A 15,846-nucleotide genomic window follows, 5' to 3' on the forward strand; every position below is an offset into this window, starting at 1 on the left:
ACTTATAAAGAAAAAATGGAAATGCCACGAAATTTGTTTCACGTGGAACATTTCCATTCAAAAATTTTACTTTACCTTAGAACCATTCGGCAATGACTGGTCAACGGTTGCCAGTGATAACGACCCATCTTTTGAACCTGCCAAGATCATTCCTTGTGATAATTCACCGCGCAGTTTCACCGGCTTTAGATTTGTAATGCAAATTACTTTTCTTCCGACTAATTCTTCCGGCTTATAGTACTGGGCAATACCAGAAACTACTTGACGTTTTTCATAGCCTAAATCCAACTGGAGTTTTAGAAGCTTATCGGCCTTTTTAATATTTTCTGCTTGAATGACTTCTGCCACTCTCAAGTCAATTTTCATGAAATCATCGATTGCGATTTCATCGATTTCTTCTGGCTTTTCTTCTACTTTTTCTTCTTTCTTCTCCTCGACAACTGGAGTCGAACCACCCATTTTCCCACGGATAAACTCAACTTCATCCGCAATTTCAAGTCGTGGGAATAAAGGGCTTCCTTTTGAAACTTTGGTTCCATTTGGAATAGAACCGAAGTCTGTTAGGCTTTCCCATGTCTTAAGTTCTTCATTGTTCATCCCAAGTTGTTGCAAGATACCATTAGGTGTCACCGTTAAGAAAGGCTGTAGAAGAATGGCAGTTCTTCTTAATGATTCCGCTAAATGTACCATTACACTTGCCAGCTCATCTTTTCGTTCTTCTGATTTTGCCAATGTCCACGGCTGTGTTTCATCAATATATTTATTAGAACGACTCACTAATTGCCAAATGGATGTCAATGCAACGGAAAACTCCATCTTTTCCATTGCTTCCTCGTATTTAGCAACTGTTTCACGATTAACCTGTAATAAGGCTTCATCAAATTCACCTGTAGAACCAGAATAAGCAGGAATGACACCATCAAAATATTTCTCAATCATCGCTACAGTGCGGTTTAATAGGTTACCAAGATCATTGGCTAAATCGAAATTAATTCTTTCAACAAATCCTTCTGGTGTAAAGACACCGTCTGCCCCAAATGGCACTTCTCTTAATAGATAATACCGAAGGGCGTCAAGGCCGTAGCGATCGATTAATGTAACAGGATCTACTACATTTCCTTTTGATTTGGACATTTTTCCATCCTTCATTAAAAGCCAGCCATGGGCAAAAACCTTTTTCGGAAGTGGAAGATCAAGAGCCATTAACATGATTGGCCAATAAATGGTATGGAATCGAACAATTTCTTTTCCAACTAGATGTACATCTGCAGGCCAATAATTTAAATATTTACTATCATTTTCTGTGCCATAACCAAGGGCAGTTATGTAGTTGGATAATGCATCAATCCAAACATAAATAACATGCTTTGGATCTCCTGGTACTTTTACTCCCCAATCAAAGGTAGTTCTAGAAACAGCTAAATCCTCTAAGCCAGGCTTAATAAAGTTATTAATCATTTCATTTTTTCGTGATTCTGGCTGGATGAACTCTGGATTTTCTTCATAGTATTTCAAAAGTCGATCAACATACTTACTCATTTTGAAAAAGTAGGATTCTTCTTTAACAATTTCTACTCCTCTGCCGCAATCCGGACAATTACCTTCGACTAACTGCCTGTCCGTATAAAAGGATTCACAAGGTGTACAATACCACCCCTCATATTTATCCAGGTAAATATCCCCCTGCTCGAGTAGTCTAGCAAAGATTTTTTCAACAATTTGTTTATGTCTCTCTTCTGTTGTCCGAATAAAGTCGTCATAGGAGATATCAAGCTTTTTCCATAATTCCTTAATCCCATCAACAATTTCATCCACATACTGTTGTGGGGTAATACCCTTCTCTTCAGCTTTGCGCTGGATTTTTTGTCCATGTTCATCTGTTCCGGTTAGATACATAACATCAAATCCGCGCATTCTTTTATAGCGCGCCATTGCATCCCCAGCTACTGTTGTATATGCATGGCCAATATGTAAATTTCCGCTCGGATAATAGATCGGAGTAGTGAGATAAAAAGTTTTTAATTTTTCTTGCATTTGATATCCTCCTAATATAGACAATCACATTTCTATTAAATCATTATTGCCTTTTTTTATCCTCTTATATCATCAAAATATACCCAAAAATCAATAATTGTGCAATAAACCCCAAATATAAACAGTAGGTTTATTTTATTTTTTCTTGCTCCCCCCATAAAAGTATATATCCCTGTCGAAATTTATACTAAGGAAATAGAAGGTTATTGTAGTATTTTGTCGAATCTTACAATTATATAAAAAATACTATTTCTACTTAACAATAATATTAACACTTTATTTAATCTGAATAGTCATTCATTATTCATTGGTAAATCAACATTTCACCTAATTGTAATATTTTCCATTACTTTTTATGTAAAAGTAATTGACGGAAATGGGAATGGCTGGTATTATAAATTTATGAAAATAATGTCGAAAAATGACGAATTAATAGAGAAATAGATTAATAGGTTAAATACGAGAGGAGCTAATAAAATGAAATCTACAGGTATTGTCCGTAAAGTTGATGAACTAGGTCGTGTGGTAATTCCAATCGAATTAAGAAGAACACTTGGTATTGCAGAAAAGGATGCTCTTGAAATTTATGTTGACGATGAGCGTATTATCTTAAAGAAATACAAGCCTAATATGACTTGCCAAGTTACTGGTGAAGTTTCCGATGATAACTTAGCACTTGCTGGCGGAAAGCTTATTCTAAGCCGCGAAGGTGCAGAGCAATTAGTAAATGAAATCAAAAATCAATTTGAGTTAGTAAAGTAATAAATTTTAAGCTTCTCCATTGGAGAAGCTTTTTTATTTGTTTACTCATCTATATGGAATGCTTGATACACATCACGCTTTGTTAGTCCTCTGTCTTTAGATGTTTGTTTGATTGCTTCTTTTGAAGGGATCCCTTTTATATTTATGTAGTGATTTACGTGCTCGTCAATTGACATTGCCTGCCACCAACTTACTTCTTCTTCCTTTACTGTTGTCTCATCTGCACCATCAACAATCAAGCAAAATTCGCCACGGATTTCATCCTGATGTGACCACTCCACGATTTCCTCTAAAGTCCCTCTAATAAACTCCTCAAACTTTTTTGTTAATTCCCTACAAATAGCCACCTTGCGATTCCCAAGGATGTCATACATACTCGTTAAGGTCTCTTTAAGCCGATGTGGTGACTCGTAGAAAACAAGAGTTCCTGTCTGCTTCTTTAAGTTCTCTAATTCCATTTTCTTTTCTTTTTTACTTCGGTTTAAGAAACCATAAAAATAAAAAGGCTGGCATGCAAGTCCAGAAGCAATTAAAGCAGGAAGAGCTGCATTTGCACCAGGCAATGGAACGACTGTCACTTTCTCACTAATTGCAGCATAAACCAGTTCATAGCCTGGATCTGAAATGGCTGGCATACCGGCATCACTCACTAAAGCAATTTTCATGCCTTCCTTAATCTTATGAATAAGCTTTTCACCACTAGATTCTTTATTATGCTCATGATAGCTGATAACAGGTGTTTGAATTTCAAAGTAATTGCATAGTTTCTTTGTATTTCTTGTATCTTCCGCAGCAATCAAGTCTGCTTCTTTTAATATCCTTACAGCCCGAAAACTCATGTCTTCTAGATTGCCAATAGGAGTTGGGACAAGATAGAGAATTCCCTTTTGTGCCTCGTTTTCAAAGCTCTTTTGCTGCCACATTGTAACCACCCACTTTATAGAATAGCGTAAGGCCCCCGCTTAGCGGCGATAAGCATAAGACGAGCCGGCATGAAGGTTGCTCTTTAACCTTCTTGACGGATTGGCTTATGACTCGAGCCGTTGGCGCCTGGAGCTGGACATTTATTCGCCATATAAAATCTTTTTGATTTCCGCTGTATATTCTCCATCCTCATTATAGACAAACAAAGGTGGAAGTATTTTTAAATCAGGACTGCCATCTTTAATTGCTTCAACTAGTAAGGTATTAGCTTCTTTTCCCTGCTTCGGATATACAAATTGAATCCGCTTTGGTTCCAATCGGTATTGCCGCATGATCGTAATAATGTCCATCAACCTTCCAGGACGATGAACAAATGCCACCTTCCCTCCTTGTCGCACCAATTGACTTGAAGCCTTTACCGCATCCTCAAGCGAACAAAGTATTTCGTGGCGGGCAATGGCTAGGTGCTCATTCGGATTTATTTCTTCTTTAGATGGAGTTGTAAAATAGGGAGGATTACAGGTTACGACATCGAATTTACCATATCCTAACTCCTTAGGCATTTCCTTTATATCTCCATGAATCATTTCAAGGCGTTCCTGTAGACGGTTATATTCTATACTTCTTACTGCCATATCATAAAGTCTCTCTTGTATCTCCACCCCAGTAATCTTTCCTTTTGTACGAGCACTTAAAAATAATGGTATAACTCCATTCCCACTGCATAAATCGATTATATTCCCCTTTTGAATAGGGACATACACAAATCTAGCCAGTAATACAGCATCTAACGAAAAGGCGAAAACTGACGGGCTTTGAATAATCCTTAGATTTTCAGCAAGCAAGTAATCAAGCCGTTCATCATCCTTTAAAATAACCAATAGCATCACCCTTAACCTATATGTAAAAAAATGGAGGCTGACATGAGTCAACCTCTTTGAGAGTTATTTCTTATTAAGAAAGGAGAGACAGAATAAGCAATCGCCTTCCTTACGCAGGCTTCCAAAATGCAAATTACAAATGTGAAATCCTTCTTGGTAAAGACGAGCAAGGTTATCATAGCCTTCTCCAATATCTAAGGTCCTATCTCCTGTCGCTACCCGAGAAGTTGTCCCTTTTTTAACCTTCTCATCTTTCTTTTCTTTGTCCGTGGTTACATCTAAACGGCGTCTTAGATGTTCATTTTCAAGTTTTAAATAATGATTCTCTTCTAGTATTTCGGCTAAATGCTGCTTTAATTCCCCGAGCTGTTGGTAAAGATGGCCAATTTGTGTTTCCATATTACTAACTGATTCAAATATCTCTTTTTTATCCACGTCGCACACCTCTTAATCTGTGGATTGTATAGACAAGGCACCCTCTTTAATGATTTCATCCAATGTATACTCCAGAACTCGATCCTGTTCTTTTAGTTCCACCTGAAGTACCCGCTCTAATATATTTAATCCTACTACTTTTCCACGACCTTGAGGAGTTTGTATTATCTCCCCTAAATCAGGCAATTGTTCTTTTGCAGCTTCATATTCATCATTTTCATATTTTAGGCAACACATAAGTCTACCGCATAAACCGGATATTTTCGTAGGATTCAGAGAAAGATTTTGGTCCTTTGCCATCTTAATGGAGACTGGATCAAAGTCACCTAAAAACGTGGAACAGCAAAGCATTCTTCCACACGGTCCAATTCCTCCAAGCATTTTTGCCTCGTCCCTAACACCGATTTGGCGTAATTCAATCCTTGTCCTAAAAATAGCTGCTAAATCTTTTACTAACTCACGGAAATCAACCCTGCCATCAGCAGTAAAATAAAAAATCACTTTATTTCGATCAAATGTATATTCAACATCCACTAGTTTCATATCTAGTTGATGTCCATTTACTTTCTCATTACAAACATCATATGCTTCCTGGGCAGCTTGTTTATTTTCCTCTACAATCATTCGATCCTTATGGTCTGCAATTCTCACTACCTTTTTTAAAGGCAGGACAACATCATGCTCTTCAACCTGTTTTCGTGGAACAACGGCCTTGCCGTACTCCACTCCACGGACTGTTTCAACAATCACAAAGTCATCTTTTTCGATTGAGAGGTCTCCAGGATCAAAATAATAGATTTTACCCGCTTTTTTAAAGCGTACTCCTACAACATCATACAAATGAAGATCCCTCCTGCAAGTTTAACACAAGCTCTTCCATCATTAGCTGCGGATTCATATTAGCCGCAAGCTTCCTTTTTGCTTCGAGAATAGCCGACATTTGATCCGATAACCGCCGTCCGGATGTTTCAAGAGCATACTGTCTTAACCGGTCACTTTCAGCTTTAAAGACGATTTGCTCCTGTTTATCTAATTGTATATATAATAAATCCTTAAAAATAAGAAGTAAAAGATCTAAACCACGATTCATTTGTTCTTTTTCTTTAAAGTGTGAGAACCAATCCCCTTGAAGTGTTACCATTGCTTCTAAAGGATTTTTTTTCAACACCTCATATAATTTTAACACTATTTTTTGGGCTTGTGCAAACCAATCATCGACATTTAATTCATATGCTTCATCAAGGCTATTCGTCAACTGCGCTAATAATGGTGCCTTCATTGGATTTACGCCGTTTTCAATCATTTGATGAATCATTGTATGTGGAGATAATGGTTTAAATGATAAAATTTGGCATCTTGAAAGAATGGTTGGCAACAACTGCTGAGGCTGCTCTGTTAATAGGAAGGCAGTGGTTTGTGAGCTTGGTTCCTCTAGAAACTTTAGCAAACTATTTGCTGCACTCACACTCATTTTGTCAGCGTCACTAATCATATAAACCTTCCTGGATGATTCTACCCCTTTTTTGGAAAACTCCCCCTGGAGGTCTTGAATTTGCTGCTTTTTTATTGATAACCCATCAGGCTCAACTTTATGAACATCTGGGTGATTTCCACTATTAATACGACGACAATTATTACAGGTCTCGCATGGTTTAAAACCTTCTATTAGAGAATCGCAAAATAAAGCTTTTGTTATTAATAAAGCAATTTCCTTTTTCCCAGTCCCTCTGATTCCCTCGAGTAAATAGGCATGGGCTACACGATTCTTCAACAAACTATTCTTCAACATTTTTAGCACGGCAGGCTGTAGTTCTTCTAGTTGATCCCATGTTTTTACCAAGTTCATCACTCACTTACAAATAATATAGATTTAAAAATGCATATATTGTTCAATTGGCAGAACGAAGACCGTTGCACCGCCGACTTCAACTTCAACAGGATATGGCACAAAGGAATCTGCATTTCCACCCATTGGGGAAACGGGTGCCACTAATTGATCACGTGACTTACAGTTATCTTTAATGATTTGCAATGCACGGTCTACACGAATATCCTCCGTACCAATCATAAAGGTGGTATTGCCCGATTTCAAAAAGCCGCCCGTAGTTGCCAGCTTTGTTGCTCTAAAATTATTATCAACCAGTGCCTTTGATAACCGGTTGCTATCCTGATCCTGAACAACAGCAATGATAAGTTTCATCTCTACCAACCCCTCCATCTACATTTCTTTATCTTTCCTATATTATAACAGGTATTTGTCCTTGGTACATTGATATTCGACAGAGGTTATTTTTGAAAGTTGTCTATTTTCCTTTATGGGCATCCCAACGCAATCACTTATGTGTTTTTATATGCAAAAAAAGCTGACCCATTTACAAGTCAACTTTTTCTTATCATTAACCTTTAACAGATCCTGCTGCAATCCCTTCAACAATACGATCACTTAAAATAAAGTAAGCGATCAATACCGGAATAATACTAATCATTAGTGTAGCACCAATTGCTCCCCAATCAGTCAAATACTGACCTACGAAGTTGTTTACCCCAACGGTAATGGTTTTCCATTTGTCAGAACTCAAGAACGTGTTAACGAATACGAATTCGTTCCAGTTATAGATCATGTTGATAATCACAGTAGTTGAAAGCACCGGTACTGTCATTGGAAGTGTGATTTGGAAGAAGATACGGTGGACCGAACAGCCATCCATAACCGCTGCTTCTTCAATCTCCCGTGGGATTGTTTTATAAAATCCAGTTAAGATCATAATCGTAATTGGTAAGTTAAACGCTACATACGATAGGATAACAGACATTGGATTATCAATCATATTTGCACTTTTAAAGAAATTAAATAATGGAATTAAGGTTGAATGAAGTGGAATCATATATCCGGCCATAAATAAACCAAGGACTAACCCACTTAACTTCCATTCCATTCTCGTAATCGCAAACGTTACAAAGCTGGCAAGGATAACGGTAAGTACAACCGCTGCGACCGTGTACAACACACTATTAAAGAAGTAAACATCAATGTGACCTGCTGTCCAGGCTTTCACATAGTTTCCCCACTGTGGATCTTGCGGAAGCGCAAACGGGGACATCCCGAAAACTTCCTGGTTGGTTTTTAAGGAAAATAGGAATAACCACAGTAGCGGGTAAACCTGTATGATTGCAATAACTCCTAGGATGAAGTATAGAATTCCATATCCAATTTTGTTTCCTAGTGTTTTACTAGTTTTATAAGAAGCTGATAGGGTCGTTTTTCGTGTTTCCAATGCAACCTTGTTCATTCTTTTCACTCCCCTTTTTAATAGTCAACATCTTTTGTATTAAGTAATTTTTGAATCACCCATGTTGCAGCAATACAGATGATTAATAAACCGAATCCAATTGCACTACCGTAACCGAAGTTATATTTACTGAACGCTTCGGAGTACATGTAAGAGGCCATAACTTCCGAGGCACCATTAGGTCCTCCACCAGTTAAGACGAAAATCAAGTCAAAGTACTTTAACGAACCGACAATTGCCAGGATGACCATAACTTTGATTACATCCGCAATAAGAGGAACCTTAATTTTGTAAGCAATTTGAATGGGAGTAGCTCCATCGATTTTTGCAGCTTCGATCAGTTCTTCTGGAACATTCTTTAATGCTGCATAGAAAATAATGATATAAAAACCAGCATATTGCCATACGATTGGAAAGAAGAGCGCAAATAATACAATATTAGAATCCGCTAACCATAGCGGAGGATTGTCAACGCCAACCAACACTAGCAATCTGTTAAGCATACCATTCGTTGGGTCAAAAATTTTCGCCCAAAGCTGTCCGATAGCTACAGAAGATAATAACATTGGGATTAAGTAAATTTTTCTTAAAAAGTTAGCACCTTTAATCTTACTTGCTAGGATTAGCGATAAAATCAAATATCCAACCAAGCTTAAAGTAGAAAAAAGACCTAGTAATAGGGAATGCCATGCACTTTGCCAAAACTTTGTGTCCTTTGCTAATTCAATGTAATTCTCTAAACCGATGAACTTCATCTTGCCGATTCCGTTCCAGTCCATTAGACCGTAATATCCAGTTAAGACAATTGGGATATAGATTAATAGCAGAATAAGAAGTAACGATGGAAGTACGTAAAGGCTGATTACCCATTTGTTTGACATTACACTTTTCATGTTTATACTCCCTTCTTATTGAAAGGCTGTGTTAAAGTGGCCTGTTGAATTTCCGCTCCTGGCATTTCGCTTTAACACAGCCATTTGAAAAAGTGGCTAAAATGATAGAGGGCATAACAGGTATGCCCTCTACACTGAGATTTTACTTACGCCATTTTATTTTTTCTCTTCAGCAAGTTCATCTTTGTGCTGCTTTACAAAATCCTCAGGTGTAACTTGTTTTCCAAAAAGAGCAGTTACTAAATCATGATGTAATTCAGATACAGCCGGGCTTGATTGAGTGTCAAAGTAAGTTGTAACGTTTGATGCTTCACTCAAGTCCTTTAAGATTTCAATGTACATTGGAGCAAGGTCAAGGCTTGCTGTGTCAACTTTTGTGGCAGGAATAACACCAGCATCGATAACTGATTTTTCTCCCCATCTCTTCACAAGGAATCCAACGAAGTCTTTTGCTTCTTCTTGAACCTTAGATTCTTTTGCTACGAATAAACCAACACCAGGGCCGCCTACATAGCTGTCAATGCTTTCCCCTTTTCCGCCTTCATAAGTTGGGAACTTGAAATAGCCAATCTTGTCTTTGAATTCTTGTTTAACATCAGGGCTTGTTGTGTAGTTTGGTAATTCCCAAGTAGCTGTTAAGAACATCGCTGCTTGTTCGTTCATGAAGTAACCTTTTGCATCATCATTTGATAATGCGCTTGCACCTTTAACGAATCCACCCATATCAACTAACTTTTGTACTTCCTCAGCTGCTTTTACAATCGCTGGGTCGTCCATTTTTGCTTTACCTTTAATAACGTCTGTTAGAATGGTAGAACCACCAATACGGTCTGCTAGATACATGAACCAGAATGATGCTGGCCAGCCGTCTTTGGCACCAACCGTTGCAGGAACAACACCATTGTCTGCTAACGTTTTTACAACGTTTTTATACTCTTCGAAGGTCTGTGGAACTTCAAGATTATATTTCTCGAAAATTTCTTTGTTATAAAATACATAAGAAATATTTAACTCAAGTGGAAGACCATATGTTTTTCCATCTACTGCATATGATTCTTTTACACCAGGAATGAAAGCATCTTTAAGGTCTGCATCGTTTTCAACGATATCATCAAGTGGAGCTAACATGTCACCTTCAACGTAAGGCTTGATGAAACCATCTGACCAAGTCATACCAATATCAGGTAGTTCATTAGAAGAAGCTAATACTTTAAGCTTTTCACGGTATTGATCTGGGTTTAGGATTTCAGTTTCGATTTTAATATCTGTGTGCTCTTTTTCATACTCTGCAATCACATCTTTTACGATGGAGAACTGAGCATTCGAGCTGCCTTCCGGCCATAAATGCATGAATTTAATAACCTTTTTACCATCTGCACTGCTTTCTTCTGAAGAACTTGAGGAAGAACATCCTGCAAGCACTAGAGAGAGCAGCATTATGACTGACATGAAGATTGCAACCGTTTTCTTTTTAAACAATTGTGATTCCCCCTATGACCTTTTCTATGATTTTGCTTACATTTATAGTTTACATTCAGAGAGTTCTGAAAAATAGGTCACTACGATTAGGAAAAATACTACTATTTTTGGAAAGCCCTTTCATTATTGATTTTTCGATAGGCACTTGGTGTGACACCTTCTAATTCCCTGAAGATTTTAATAAAGTATTTAGCCGTTTTATATCCGGATTCTTCTGCGATATCGTTAATTGGTAGATTCGTTGTCATCAACAATTCCTTCGATCGTTGAATCCTTCTTCTCGTCACATATTCGCTAAAGGTTAGTTTCACATGTTCTTTAAATAGGGAACTTAGATAACTTGCGTTTAAATGAACATGATCGGCTACTTCCTTCTGGGATAACTCATTCTTTAAGTTGTTATTGATATAATCAATAGCTTCCCTAATCGGTTCCCGATTAGTATTGTTTTGGCTGCTAGCATCAACAAGTTTCGTATCTACTACTTTTTCAATTAATCCTGCCCGTTCTTTTTTCTCTACGGCTTGTACTGCTTCCTCCACAGCCTCTATTAACGCTTTTTTACTGATTGGTTTAAGTAAGTAGTTTATCACCCCGAATCGCAGGGCCTCCTGGGCATATTCAAATTCCGAGTATGCCGAAATCACGATGATCACAGGAGATATATTTTTTTCTTTTGCAATTTTTAATAATTGTAAACCCGTTATTTCCGGCATGCGGATGTCTGTGATGAGGATATGCACCTTATACTGCTTCATCATTTCAATGGCTTCTTCTCCATTAGAAGCAGTATAAATTTGATAGTTCCCATTTGCCCATGTATCCAAGTTCTTTTTCAGCCCTTGGCGGGTTCTTGGTTCATCATCCACGATTAATATTGTCTTTATATTCAACATGGTTTTCCTCCCCCTTAACAGGTATTACAAAAGAAACTCTTGTCCCACTATTTTCTTCACTTGTAATGATAAGACCACTTTTTTGATAATATAATTCAAGGCGTTTATGGACGTTAGAAATTGCCATTCCATTCCCATTTTTAGAGATTACTCCACCTGAATGCATAGCCTGTTTGATTGACTCTAACTTATCCTGTGGTATCCCCGGTCCATCGTCTTCTACCACGATTTCCAAGTATTCATGATTCGCTGAAGGTTGAATTGTAACAGATATCGTACATGGTTTCATCGTATTTCCTGCTCCATGCAGTACTGCATTTTCCACTAAAGGTTGAATCAGCAGTTTTGGAATTTTGATCTGCGAAAACGAAAGGGGCATATTCAACTGCCAATTTAAGTGATCTCCAAACCGCATCCTCATAATTTCCATATAATCTTCTATATGTTGAATTTCAGCCTTAATCGGCACCCAATCTCCATCATTTTGCTTGGTAATCGTATATCGGAATAAGTTTGACATCGACACGACAAACTCTGCCAGTTCTTCCTCATCTTTATCTTCAAGTGTCCACTTAAGAGCATCCAATGTATTAAATAGAAAATGTGGATTTATTTGTGCTTGTAAGGCTTTTAATTCACTTCGGCTTCGGGTAATTTCTTTCTGATATACCATTTTTATCAGATGGTTTGTTTCTTTAACAAGTTGGTTATAAGTACTATTTAATTCATTAATTTCATTGACAGTAGTAACCATCGGATTCATGGTTAATGAACCTGCACTAGCCTGCTGCATGGTTTCTGTCAATTTAATAATAGGTCTTGTAATAAATGAAGATAGAAATAGAGTACTAATTAAAAAAATAATAAATCCAATAATCCCAGAAATAATAATCCCCGACCGCAGTACACTGATTCCTTCTGTAAGGGCTTTAACGGGAGTTAAGATGACAAGGGTCCACCTGGTTTCATTTGACGTTCGTTTTGTCACCATATACTCCTCTTTGTCCAAAGTCAGGGTATGGGCCTCATTTTGTATGATTGGTTCGAGAGATTGATTATAGTTTGATAGAATCGGCTTTAAATCCTGATCTAATAGGATTGAATATTGATTTTCGATATTGGATTCCTCTTGGTCCACAAACTGAAGATAATCTCGGTAGATACTAATAAGCAGATAACCACCATTCTCAAAGCCACGGTTCAAGAGATTTACTCGTCTTAGAGCAAGGATATTATCTGAATTACGCGGGTCATCCCCTATCCATACCAAACTTCCATTTGCCTTATTTGCCTGTTGAATCCACTTTTCATCAATTCTAGTAACTAAATTGGTGTCATCTAACGGGAGTAAACGATTAAATGTATTAGTATAAAGTTCAAACGAAAATATACCATCTGTATTCGCTTGAATGGTGGTTACAATTCCCTCTAACTGCTGCCGCTCCGCAAAAAGAATATTTTTTCCTTGCTCTGATTTTGTTAATGCCTTTTGAATACTATCATTAGTCATCACCAATTTAGAGGATGTACTAACTTGTTTATATAAAGATTCCAATCTTCCATTTGCCTCTACAGCGGTCTGATGAATTTGTTTTTCAGCATTTTTTTGCAGTAACGTTGAAACTCTATTAAACGTTAACAATCCAACAATCGATAATACGATGAGCATAACTACCAGAAATACAACGAGTATTTGATTTCGTAATGTGTTCCATTTGTGTAATTTCGAGAACATAGAATCGCCCTTCTAAAGATAGTTTTTTTCTACTATAACTGATTTTGTCGAATTCTGTAACATTATTTTAAAATATCAAAAAACTGTCAATAATCAAACTTAACCATGTTCAATATGTGTGCAATGCTCTATAATGTGTATTAAATAGTAAACACCATTAAGAAGGGAATTAATTATGAATAAACTATCTATGAGTGGTCTTTATACCCTTACCGAGTGGATCACCAGGTTTGCCTATGTAAATTTATTATGGATTGGCTTCTCGCTCCTGGGTCTCGTGGTTCTTGGAATTAGCCCGGCCACCTTGGCAATGTTTACGATTATACGTAAATGGCTCATGGGGGAAAGTGAGATTCCCATATTTCGAACTTTTTGGAATTCCTATAAAAAAGAGTTTCTAAAAAGTAATGGATTAGGAATCGTCATAGTTTTATTGGCCTATATTATTTTTATTGATTTGAGTTATATAAAACTCGATACGATTATTCAAATTCCTTTATACCTTATTATTTTTGCAATCGTTATGACAATTTTGTATATATTTCCGGTGTACGTTCACTATAACATTACGTTCTTTCAGTTATTTAAAAATGCATTCTTTATAATGATGGTGAATCCACTTTCAAGCATAATGATGTTAATAGGGTTTGCAGCTTTATTCTTTGTAATGAAGTTCTTACCAGCACTGTTATTTTTCTTCGGCGGAAGTCTCTCAGCCGGAATTATCATGTCATCCTGTTATCTAGCCTTTCAGAAAATTGAGAAGAAACAAAAGGAAGCACAGGCTGTATAGTTGTGCTTCCTCTTTTTTATGCTATTTCTAATCGTTAATATGGACCTCTTACAAAGTCCCTTACTTTTTCCTGATAGAAACGTTGAATCTCTTTTTGTTCTTCTATTGAGAATGGCTTCGTATCAAGAGCAGAGAGATTGTCCTCGACCTGTTTACTATTTTTAAATCCAGGAATGATACAAGTAATTTCCTTTTGATCTAGAATCCAGCGCAGTGCTGCACTAGCCATTGATTGACGGCCTTCTGCAATCCATTTTAACTCGCCAGCTAATTCTACACCTTTACGGAATCCAAGGCCGGCAAAGGTCTCCCCTACATTAAAAGCCTCTCCATTTTCATTAAAGCGGCGATGGTCATCGGCTTCAAAAACATGGTCAGTGGTAAACTTACCAGTTAGCAGCCCGCTTGCTAGCGGCAGCCGAACAAGTAGACCTACTCCCTTTTGATAAGCCTCGGGTATTAATTTTTCTAGTGGCTTCTGACGAAACATATTGAATATGATCTGCAGGCTCTTAACATTGGGCTGCTCCAAACAAATAAGTCCCTCTTCTACGGTTTCCACACTGACACCATAATGACGAATTTTCCCTTCTTTCTTCAGACTGTCAAGTACTTCAAAGACACTTCCATCTTTCAAGATTTCTGTTGCAGGGCAATGAATTTGGTACAAATCAATGGCTTCTCTGTTTAAACGGCGCAGGCTGTCTTCACAATAAGCGTTTACTTTTTCATAGCTATAATTTTTCGGATCAAAAATATCACCCTGACGGCAGAACTTGGTTGCAATATGTATCTTATCTTCCCTGCCTTTTGTTGCTTTTGCCAATAATTCCTCACTATGCCCATCACCATATACATCAGCGGTGTCAAAAAAATTAACACCCTGGCCAATCGCATAGTCTAAAGATTTTAGGGCTTCTGTGTCACTAGTCCTGCCCCATGAACCGCCTATTGCCCACGTTCCAAAACTGACCTCACTGATCATGATTCCTGTATTTCCTAGTTCACGATAATTCATATTCATAACTCCTTACCTACTCTTTTTCTACTTTAGACACTACCTTGAAAACGGTTCCAATTAAAGTCAATTGCCTTCAGAAAGGCACGAGTTAAAACCATATGTCCTGCTGTAGAAGGATGGACACGGTCCCAAGCTATGGTTGCCGAATAAAGGTCTTTTAATACGATATTAAAAGCTGCTTGTGTATCAATAAATAAACAATTTGTTTCTTCTGCGATTTTTTTGACAATCTGCCCGTACTGATCCATTGACTGGCGCATTTCATCCTGTTCATTGCTCTCCAAATAAAATGGAGTCATTAGGACTATCTTCTTCACAAATGGCTTTGATTCTAACACGAGATCCCTAAGCGTTTTTTCATATTCATCAATATACACATGCCACTCTTTAATGAATGGAGTATCATATTGACGCCATACATCATTAATTCCAATCATAATGGATAACCAATCTGGCTTTTGATCAATTACATCTTCCTGCCACCTACTTTTCAAATCACGGACGGTATTGCCGCTAATCCCCTTATTGACTACCCGAATTCCCAGTTCCGGGTATACGGCTTGAAGCAATCCATCCACATAGGATACATACCCTTTACCCAGCGCACCAAATAAACCTTCACCTTCTGGTTTTGCTCGTTCACAATCTGTTACTGAGTCACCAATAAATAATAATTTTTGCCCTTGGTCTAGTTTCATTCTTC

16 protein-coding genes are annotated in these 15,846 nt (G+C 37.5%); 2 read left to right on the forward strand and 14 right to left on the reverse strand.

Annotated features, from left to right (window positions below):
- Nucleotides 1–66: 66 nt before the first annotated feature.
- Complete coding sequence (gene metG, locus QUG14_RS17950; protein WP_289341827.1) at nt 67–2,034, reverse strand: methionine--tRNA ligase; 1,968 nt, start codon at nt 2,032–2,034, stop codon at nt 67–69.
- Between the two features lie 477 nt (nt 2,035–2,511).
- Here metG and QUG14_RS17955 point away from each other — a divergent pair, with 477 nt between their 5' ends.
- A complete protein-coding gene (locus QUG14_RS17955) occupies nt 2,512–2,796 on the forward strand; it encodes a transition state genes transcriptional regulator AbrB (protein WP_289341829.1) in 285 nt (94 codons plus the stop codon).
- A gap of 41 nt (nt 2,797–2,837) precedes the next feature.
- On the opposite strand, the gene rsmI is transcribed toward QUG14_RS17955, so the two are convergent.
- The 11 genes from rsmI to QUG14_RS18010 all read right to left on the reverse strand — a co-directional run bounded on the left by rsmI (nt 2,838) and on the right by QUG14_RS18010 (nt 13,329).
- Nucleotides 2,838–3,719: a 16S rRNA (cytidine(1402)-2'-O)-methyltransferase gene (gene rsmI, locus QUG14_RS17960; RefSeq protein ID WP_289341831.1), complete on the reverse strand. Its 882-nt coding sequence runs from the start codon at nt 3,717–3,719 to the stop codon at nt 2,838–2,840.
- A gap of 141 nt (nt 3,720–3,860) precedes the next feature.
- Entirely contained in the window at nt 3,861–4,601 is a 741-nt protein-coding gene (locus tag QUG14_RS17965) for a tRNA1(Val) (adenine(37)-N6)-methyltransferase (RefSeq protein WP_289341832.1), read from the reverse strand.
- 63 nt (nt 4,602–4,664) lie between these two features.
- On the reverse strand, nt 4,665–5,036 hold the full coding sequence (yabA, locus tag QUG14_RS17970; protein ID WP_289341833.1) for a DNA replication initiation control protein YabA: 372 nt from the start codon (nt 5,034–5,036) through the stop codon (nt 4,665–4,667).
- 12 nt (nt 5,037–5,048) lie between these two features.
- Nucleotides 5,049–5,876, reverse strand: a complete 828-nt coding sequence (locus QUG14_RS17975; protein ID WP_289341834.1) for a PSP1 domain-containing protein — start codon at nt 5,874–5,876, stop codon at nt 5,049–5,051.
- Nucleotides 5,869–6,876 (reverse strand): DNA polymerase III subunit delta', encoded by a 1,008-nt coding sequence (gene holB / locus QUG14_RS17980; RefSeq protein WP_289341836.1) that lies wholly within the window; start codon nt 6,874–6,876, stop codon nt 5,869–5,871. Before holB ends, QUG14_RS17975 begins: the two co-directional genes overlap by 8 nt.
- Nucleotides 6,877–6,906: 30 nt before the next feature.
- Nucleotides 6,907–7,236, reverse strand: coding sequence for a cyclic-di-AMP receptor (locus QUG14_RS17985; RefSeq protein WP_045515592.1), 330 nt, complete (start codon nt 7,234–7,236; stop codon nt 6,907–6,909).
- 196 nt (nt 7,237–7,432) lie between these two features.
- On the reverse strand, nt 7,433–8,326 hold the full coding sequence (locus tag QUG14_RS17990) for a carbohydrate ABC transporter permease (protein WP_289341837.1): 894 nt from the start codon (nt 8,324–8,326) through the stop codon (nt 7,433–7,435).
- Nucleotides 8,327–8,343: 17 nt separating this feature from the next.
- Nucleotides 8,344–9,219, reverse strand: coding sequence for a carbohydrate ABC transporter permease (locus QUG14_RS17995; protein ID WP_289341838.1), 876 nt, complete (start codon nt 9,217–9,219; stop codon nt 8,344–8,346).
- Between the two features lie 156 nt (nt 9,220–9,375).
- Nucleotides 9,376–10,668: an extracellular solute-binding protein gene (locus QUG14_RS18000; protein ID WP_289344177.1), complete on the reverse strand. Its 1,293-nt coding sequence runs from the start codon at nt 10,666–10,668 to the stop codon at nt 9,376–9,378.
- Between the two features lie 131 nt (nt 10,669–10,799).
- Nucleotides 10,800–11,594: a response regulator transcription factor gene (locus tag QUG14_RS18005; RefSeq protein ID WP_483310738.1), complete on the reverse strand. Its 795-nt coding sequence runs from the start codon at nt 11,592–11,594 to the stop codon at nt 10,800–10,802.
- Complete coding sequence (locus QUG14_RS18010; protein WP_289341840.1) at nt 11,560–13,329, reverse strand: sensor histidine kinase; 1,770 nt, start codon at nt 13,327–13,329, stop codon at nt 11,560–11,562. Before QUG14_RS18010 ends, QUG14_RS18005 begins: the two co-directional genes overlap by 35 nt.
- Before the next feature lie 175 nt (nt 13,330–13,504).
- On the opposite strand from QUG14_RS18010, the gene QUG14_RS18015 reads away from it, so the two are divergent.
- Nucleotides 13,505–14,122, forward strand: a complete 618-nt coding sequence (locus tag QUG14_RS18015; RefSeq protein ID WP_289341841.1) for a YesL family protein — start codon at nt 13,505–13,507, stop codon at nt 14,120–14,122.
- 34 nt (nt 14,123–14,156) lie between these two features.
- On the opposite strand, the gene QUG14_RS18020 is transcribed toward QUG14_RS18015, so the two are convergent.
- Nucleotides 14,157–15,140 carry an aldo/keto reductase gene (locus QUG14_RS18020; RefSeq protein WP_289341843.1) on the reverse strand — a complete coding sequence of 328 codons (984 nt, stop codon included), beginning with the start codon at nt 15,138–15,140 and terminating at the stop codon, nt 14,157–14,159.
- 32 nt (nt 15,141–15,172) lie between these two features.
- Nucleotides 15,173–15,841, reverse strand: coding sequence for an SGNH/GDSL hydrolase family protein (locus tag QUG14_RS18025; protein WP_289341844.1), 669 nt, complete (start codon nt 15,839–15,841; stop codon nt 15,173–15,175).
- Nucleotides 15,842–15,846: the final 5 nt, after the last annotated feature.

It is taken from the genome of Neobacillus sp. CF12 (genome assembly GCF_030348765.1).
Taxonomy (GTDB): Bacteria; Bacillota; Bacilli; order Bacillales; family Cytobacillaceae; genus Neobacillus.

Excerpts from the sequence above, each read along its gene's own strand:
- metG (WP_289341827.1), bottom strand. The coding sequence starts at position 2,034 with ATGCAAGAAAAATTAAAAACTTTTTATCTCACTACTCCGATCTATTAT.
- QUG14_RS17955 (WP_289341829.1), top strand. The coding sequence starts at position 2,512 with ATGAAATCTACAGGTATTGTCCGTAAAGTTGATGAACTAGGTCGTGTG.
- rsmI (WP_289341831.1), bottom strand. The coding sequence starts at position 3,719 with ATGTGGCAGCAAAAGAGCTTTGAAAACGAGGCACAAAAGGGAATTCTC.
- QUG14_RS17985 (WP_045515592.1), bottom strand. The coding sequence starts at position 7,236 with ATGAAACTTATCATTGCTGTTGTTCAGGATCAGGATAGCAACCGGTTA.
- QUG14_RS17990 (WP_289341837.1), bottom strand. The coding sequence starts at position 8,326 with ATGAACAAGGTTGCATTGGAAACACGAAAAACGACCCTATCAGCTTCT.
- QUG14_RS17995 (WP_289341838.1), bottom strand. The coding sequence starts at position 9,219 with ATGAAAAGTGTAATGTCAAACAAATGGGTAATCAGCCTTTACGTACTT.
- QUG14_RS18000 (WP_289344177.1), bottom strand. The coding sequence starts at position 10,668 with ATGTCAGTCATAATGCTGCTCTCTCTAGTGCTTGCAGGATGTTCTTCC.
- QUG14_RS18005 (WP_483310738.1), bottom strand. The coding sequence starts at position 11,594 with ATGTTGAATATAAAGACAATATTAATCGTGGATGATGAACCAAGAACC.
- QUG14_RS18010 (WP_289341840.1), bottom strand. The coding sequence starts at position 13,329 with ATGTTCTCGAAATTACACAAATGGAACACATTACGAAATCAAATACTC.
- QUG14_RS18015 (WP_289341841.1), top strand. The coding sequence starts at position 13,505 with ATGAATAAACTATCTATGAGTGGTCTTTATACCCTTACCGAGTGGATC.
- QUG14_RS18020 (WP_289341843.1), bottom strand. The coding sequence starts at position 15,140 with ATGAATTATCGTGAACTAGGAAATACAGGAATCATGATCAGTGAGGTC.
- QUG14_RS18025 (WP_289341844.1), bottom strand. The coding sequence starts at position 15,841 with ATGAAACTAGACCAAGGGCAAAAATTATTATTTATTGGTGACTCAGTA.